Annotated in this window: 7 protein-coding genes; 4 read left to right on the forward strand and 3 right to left on the reverse strand. The window is 70.2% G+C overall.

Annotated features, from left to right (window positions below; genetic code table 11):
* The first annotated feature begins 32 nt into the window (after positions 1 to 32).
* Positions 33 to 1,601: a DEAD/DEAH box helicase gene (locus ABH940_RS33060; protein WP_370061960.1), complete on the forward strand. Its 1,569-nt coding sequence runs from the start codon at positions 33 to 35 to the stop codon at positions 1,599 to 1,601.
* Positions 1,602 to 1,742: 141 nt separating this feature from the next.
* Complete coding sequence (locus ABH940_RS33065) at positions 1,743 to 2,111, forward strand: CBS domain-containing protein (protein ID WP_370061962.1); 369 nt, start codon at positions 1,743 to 1,745, stop codon at positions 2,109 to 2,111.
* A 288-nt stretch (positions 2,112 to 2,399) separates the two neighbouring features.
* Here ABH940_RS33065 and ABH940_RS33070 read toward each other — a convergent pair whose 3' ends face one another.
* From ABH940_RS33070 to ABH940_RS33080, 3 genes are all read right to left on the reverse strand, one after another.
* Complete coding sequence (locus ABH940_RS33070; RefSeq protein WP_370061964.1) at positions 2,400 to 2,762, reverse strand: hypothetical protein; 363 nt, start codon at positions 2,760 to 2,762, stop codon at positions 2,400 to 2,402.
* A 95-nt stretch (positions 2,763 to 2,857) separates the two neighbouring features.
* Positions 2,858 to 3,184 (reverse strand): hypothetical protein, encoded by a 327-nt coding sequence (locus ABH940_RS33075; RefSeq protein ID WP_370061966.1) that lies wholly within the window; start codon positions 3,182 to 3,184, stop codon positions 2,858 to 2,860.
* A 462-nt stretch (positions 3,185 to 3,646) separates the two neighbouring features.
* Positions 3,647 to 4,531, reverse strand: coding sequence for an aldo/keto reductase (locus ABH940_RS33080; protein WP_370061968.1), 885 nt, complete (start codon positions 4,529 to 4,531; stop codon positions 3,647 to 3,649).
* Between ABH940_RS33080 and ABH940_RS33085 the strand changes: the two genes are divergently transcribed.
* Together ABH940_RS33085 and ABH940_RS33090 are read left to right on the forward strand one after the other, a co-directional pair.
* Positions 4,518 to 4,775: a hypothetical protein gene (locus ABH940_RS33085; protein ID WP_370106955.1), complete on the forward strand. Its 258-nt coding sequence runs from the start codon at positions 4,518 to 4,520 to the stop codon at positions 4,773 to 4,775. The genes ABH940_RS33080 and ABH940_RS33085 overlap by 14 nt on opposite strands.
* 196 nt (positions 4,776 to 4,971) lie before the next feature.
* The gene (locus ABH940_RS33090; RefSeq protein WP_370061970.1) at positions 4,972 to 5,865 is read left to right on the forward strand and encodes a helix-turn-helix domain-containing protein; all 894 of its coding nucleotides are present in this window, start codon (positions 4,972 to 4,974) and stop codon (positions 5,863 to 5,865) included.
* Positions 5,866 to 6,041: the final 176 nt, after the last annotated feature.

A 6,041-nucleotide genomic window follows, 5' to 3' on the forward strand; every position in this document is an offset into this window, starting at 1 on the left:
CTGGTGACGTGCCGCCCTGAGGAAGGTTCCGCATGATTCATGCACGTCGCTCTTCGCACCAGGACTCCGGTTCCCGTTCCGCCGAAGGATCACGGTCCGGCGGCCGAGCCCGCGGGTCCCGCTCCGCCGGCGGCAGCGGAGACCGATCCGGCGGTGGCGCCTTCTACGGTGCCCGTTCCGGGAACGCACGGTCGTCGTCAGCCCCAAGGGGGCGTCAGGGCGACGCTCCGCAGGGCGAGTTCGCGATCCCGGTCAGCGTCACACCTGCACTTGCGGCCGTCGAGTCGTTCGGCGAGCTGGACATGCCCAACGCGCTGTTGTCGGTGCTGACCCGACAGGGCGTCACCTCCCCGTTCCCGATCCAGGCCGCGACGCTGCCGAACGCCCTGGCGGGCCGTGACGTGCTGGGCCGCGGGCGCACGGGTTCGGGCAAGACCATCGCGTTCGGCCTCGCCGTGCTGGGCCGTACCGCCGGTCGGCGTGCCGAGCCGCGCCGCCCGCTGGCCCTGGTACTGGTGCCCACACGAGAGCTGGCGCAGCAGGTCACCGAGGCGTTGACCCCGTACGCGCACGCGGTGCGTCTGCGGATGACGACCGTGGTCGGCGGGATGTCGATCACCCGGCAGGCGCGGGAGGTGAGCCGCGGAGCGGAGGTCGTGGTGGCCACCCCGGGCAGGCTCATGGACCTGATCCAGCGGGGCGACTGCCTCCTGGACCGTGTCGGGATCACGGTGCTGGACGAGGCCGACCAGATGGCCGACATGGGCTTCCTGCCGCAGGTGACGGAGCTGCTCGACCAGGTGGCCGACGGCTGCCAGACGATGCTGTTCTCCGCCACGTTGGACCGCAACGTCGACCGCCTGGTGCAGCGTTTCCTCAAGGACCCGGTCACCCACTCGGTTGATCCGTCCGCTGGAGCGGTCAGCACGATGGAGCACCACGTCCTGCATGTGCAGAGCGCGGACAAGGACGCCACGATCGCCCGGATCGCCTCCCGCGACGGCGGGGTGATCATGTTCACCGACACCAGGCACGACGCCGACCGTCTCGTGGCGGACCTGCTCGCGAACGGGGTCAAGGCCGCCGCCCTGCACGCAGGCAAGTCCCAGCCCCAGCGCACCCGCACCCTCGAGCAGTTCCGCACCGGACAGGTGACCGCGCTGATCGCCACCAACGTCGCCGCCCGCGGCATCCACGTTGACGGGCTCGACCTGGTCGTCAACCTGGCCCCGCCAAGCGACCACAAGGACTACCTGCACCGCGGCGGGCGCACCGCCCGGGCCGGCGAGTCCGGCACGGTCGTCACCCTGGTCCTGCCCCACCAACGCCGCCAGACGGCTCGCATGATGGCCAACGCAGGCATCACCCCGGCCTCCGCGCACGTCCACTCCACCGACGAGGTGCTGGCCCGCGTCACCGGTGCTCGCGTCCCCACCGGAGTTCCCGTCGTCATCGCCGACCCCGTCGTCGAACACCCCCGCCGCAACGCCGCCGCGCGGCGCGACCACCGCGGCCGCCCCGCCCACACCAGCCGCAACCGGCCGACCACCAGCAGCCCCCGCAGTACAGCGATGCCGAGGCGCACCGCTCCCGCCGCATAACGCTCCCACCGGCGTCGGACCACAAGGGTCCGTCAACGGCGCACGCCCCAGGCAGGAGTCGAGCACCAGCGCCAAAACTCACGCCGACCCCGCCGCAGCAGCTCAAAGGAGCCCGCCATTTCCCTTGCCCCCGACCCCGCCATGACCGCCGCGACAGTCGGCGACCTCATGAAACGCCCGGACCTGCAGATCAGCGATGACGTGACCGTCGATGCCGCGATGGACATCCTGCGCAGCTCTGGATCCCCGCACATCCTGGTCCGCGACGACGACGGCCGCTGCGCCGGATTGCTGACCCGTCAGCACCTCGCGCCGTTCCAGACCCGCTCCTGGTACACCGAACGCACCCCGGTCCGCAACGCCAAGATCGACCGCGCCCCTTTCGCGACCGCCGACATGTCCGCCGGTACCGCTGCTGCCACCATGCACTCGCGCGGCCTGGCAGCCTGGCCCGTGGTGGACCACGACGGAAACGCCATCGGCCTGCTCAGCTTCCAGAGCCGTCCGTGACCCAGGCCGGCGAAGGACGGGGTGGCGGGCGGCCACGGCATCGAGACGTCGCGAGCCCGGTGCCCGCGAGATGCCGGGAACCGCAGAGCCCCGCGTCGGGTGAAGAGTGACAGCTGAACGGGGTGTCGGTCGGACCGAGATCGATGACTCGGATCGGTGGCCGGTTCGTACAACGTTCGGGGAGAGCCTGCCGACTGTGAAGGCAGGGGCCCGGCGGGGCGTGATCCCCGCCGGGCCCGGGGCCTCGGACTCAGTCGTGTGCAGTCTCTAGTCTCTGCTGTCCGGCTCTCAGTGCTTGTAGGACTCCAGGTAGGCGGCGGTCGGCGAGCCGACGCCGGTGGCGTTGGAGAAGCCGGGGGTGGCCACCAGGCCGTAGTCACGGCCGAAGGCCACCAGGGCGGCGTTCAGGCTGCCGTTCTGCAAGCCGTTGTCGAAGACCGCGTTGAGCGGCGGCTGGCCGTTCAGGGCCGTCTTGTTGACGATGTCGTGGAAGTCCTTGGTACCGAACCGGTCGTAGATCTCCGGGTTGGCGAACCCGAGCGGACGGTCACCGCGGGCCTGGTTGGCGTCGGCCGGGACGGCCGTCCAGCACGGGGAGGACACGCTGGTGCCGCCGTAGCCGCCTTCGCTGTACGGGCTGCCGTCTGACACTGGCTTCGGCTATCAGCACGCGTTCAGGCAATGTCGCCAACAGCTTTCCCTTTGGTGCGAGCCGGGACCCGACCGCCACGACGTCGCCGGCCACGTCATCCCCAAGATGAGGGGAAGCCGGCGAGCTGCGCGTCGAACGGTACCGGGGCGAAGAACTCCTGGAGAACCACACCGACAACGCCCTGTGGGAACTCATGTACTTCGGCAAGGCCCGACCTTGACGGGCCCCAGTCCGCGTAGCGCCCCAGATCGCCGTCGACGATGCCATGGCCGAACGGGGCGAGTGCGTCCGGGATCGCCCGGCGGACCGGGCAGCCGACCGGGTTGAGGACCAGGTCGACACCCTGGCCCGGGGGCGCGTCCGCTTCGACAGCGTCGCCGGGGACCTCCCGCCGCTCCTTGTATGGCACCCCCGCCTGCATGCTGACGCTCCTTCAGCCACACCCACTCGTGGTGTCACCTGAAGGTGGCATCTTCCGTCAGACGCCGACGGGCGTCACCTGGCCGGACCTGCCGGACGGCACCTGTCCGCGGGCGCGCATACCGTCGCAGTACGTGGTACGTGCCGCGAGCTCGACGGAATTCGCACGACGGAGAGCTGGCCCGAGGCCCGTTCGGCCGTCCCTCCCTTGCGCATGTCGGCTTAGGCGATGTTGTCGGCCAAGGGATCGTAGGCAGGCCTGAGTTCGTCGCACCGCGCGTCGGCGTCGCAGCGCTCACGCCCGACGAGGTGGGCGCCGAGATCCTCAACGTGGATCCGGACCCCGCCCCGTAAGCGGTGAACAGGTTAGGGGCATGCCCCCCTCGTCGGACCAGTACCACCATGCTGCTTGACCTGCACGGACGGGGTTTTCGGCACGACACACGGCTGATCCGATCGGGGGTCAGGCCTCGGGGATCGCGCGGCCGTAGGCCTCCAGGGTGATGTCGGCCGGTTCGGGGCCGCCGCGGACGCCGGTGTCGAGGGCGTCCAGGGCCGCGAGTTCGGTGGTGGTGAGTTCGAAGTCGAAGACGTCGAAGTTCTCTGCGATGCGCTCGGGGCGTACGGACTTGGGGATGGCGGAGCGGCCTTCCTGCAGGTGCCAGCGGATCATCACCTGAGCCGGGGTCTTGCCGTGGGCGGTGGCGATGGCGGTGATGGTGGGGTCCTCGAAGGTGCTGGTGCCGGTGCCGCGGTAGCTGGTGATGCCGCCGATCGGCGACCAGGCCTGGGTCAGGATGCCGTGGGCGGCGTCGGCGGCCAGTACGTTCGGCTGGGTGAAGTAGGGGTGCACCTCGACCTGGTTCACCGCGGGCACGATGTCGGTCTGCCTGAGCAGCGCGTCGAGGTGGTCGGGCATGAAGTTGCTGACGCCGATCGCGCGCACGCGTCCATCGGCGAGCAGGGTCTCCAGGGCGCGGTAGGCGTCCTGGGTGAGGTCGAAGCGGCTGGGCAGGGCCTGGTGCAGGATGAGCAGGTCGATGTGGTCGACGCCGAGCTTGCCGGCGCTCTTGTCGAAGGCGTGGAGGGTCTGGTCGTAGCCGTAGTCGCTGATCCAGACCTTGGTCTCGATGAACACCTCGTCGCGGTGCAGCCCGGAGTCCCGGATGGCTTCGCCGACGCCGCGTTCGTTGGCGTAGGCGGCGGCGGTGTCGATGAGGCGGTATCCGGTCTCCAGGGCGGTGCGGACGGCCTGTGCGGTGACGTCCGGGGGCGTCTGGAAGACACCGAAGCCGAGGGCGGGCATCGTCACGCCGTTGTTCAGGGTCACGTTCATGGTCATGTTCATGGTGTTCTCCGAGCGGATTGCGATGGGCTGGGGCGAGGTGGTTCAGGGGCTGACGAGGACCTTGGGCCTGGCGGTCTGCCATCGCTTGGTAGCCGTCGCGGACGCCGTCCAGGTCGACGGCGTGGTCGAAGACCCGGCCGGGTTCGATGCGGCCTTCCAGGACGTCGGGGAGGATGTCGTCGATGTAGTGGCGGGCCGGATCCACGCCGCCGGTGAGGGTGATGTCGCGCATGGCCCTCGGTGAGCCGGCGACCCGGCCCGGAGTGTGGGCCGGAGCGGCGGTGCGGGCGGTGCTGGACATCGGTGCCTCTTGCGGTGGACCTGCTGGTGAATCGCTCTCCAGACAACACCGCCACGGCCGCCGATTCGACACCGAAGGAGACCCTGCCAGGGTCCCCCAGACGCGTGCCCTACAAGGGGTCCGGCCGTAGTGTCGAGGCATGGACCGACGCAGCGAGATCCGCGACTTCCTCACCACCCGGCGCGCCCGCGTCACCCCCGAGCAGGCCGGCCTCACGGTCTCCCCCCTCGCCGGGACCCGCCGCGTCCCCGGCCTGCGCCGCGAAGAAGTCGCCCTGCTCGCCGGGGTCAGCGTCCCTTACTACACCCGGCTGGAGCGCGGCGATGCCCGAGGCGCCACCGACGCGGTCTTGGACGCCATCGCCCGCGCCTTGCTCCTCGACGACGCCGAACGCGCCCACCTTTTCGATCTCGTCCGGGCCGCCAACGCCACCGCGGGGACCGCCGCCCAAGCGGGTACTCCGCGCCGTCCCCGGCGCCAGCCGGTCCGCCCGGAGCTGTGGAACATGCTGGAGGCGATGAACGGCGTCCCGGCCTACATCCGCAACGGCCGCCTCGACCTCCTCGCCGGCAACACCCTGGCCCGCGCCCTGTTCGCGCCGGTCTTCAACAGCCCCGCCCGGCCGGTCAACTCCGCCCGTTTCACCTTCCTCGACCCGGCCGCCCCCGCCTTCTACCCGGACTGGGACGCCGTCGCCGACCAGAACGTCGCCACCCTGCGCACGGAAGTCGGCCGCAACCCCTACGACAAGGCCCTGTCCGATCTGATCGGCGAGTTGTCCACCCGTGGCGACACCTTTCGCGAGCGCTGGGCGCAACACGAAGTCCGCCGCCACCGCGCCGGCGCCAAACGCCTCAACCACCCCGTCGTCGGCCAACTCACCTTCACCTACGAGACCATGGAACTCGCCGCCGACGAAGGCCTGTACCTCATCGTCTGCGGCGTCGCCCCCGGCAGTCGAGACGCCGAGGCACTGGGCCTACTCGCTAGCTGGAACGCCCCCGTACCGAGCACATCATCGTCCAGCACCTGACGCGGTCCTTCCCCTCTCCTCCGACAACGAAGCACAGACGGCCGTGCCCTTGCGACCAACCGTCCAGGTGAGTGCAGGCGATGGGAGTGTCCTGATCTTTGTGGGTGGCCGGGTGTCGGTGACTGTCAGTTCGTCGTGACGCGTTCGCCGTAGTAGCCGGCGAGGCTGTTGATGGC

Source organism: Streptacidiphilus sp. BW17 (genome assembly GCF_041262485.1).
Lineage (GTDB): Bacteria > Actinomycetota > Actinomycetes > Streptomycetales > Streptomycetaceae > Streptacidiphilus.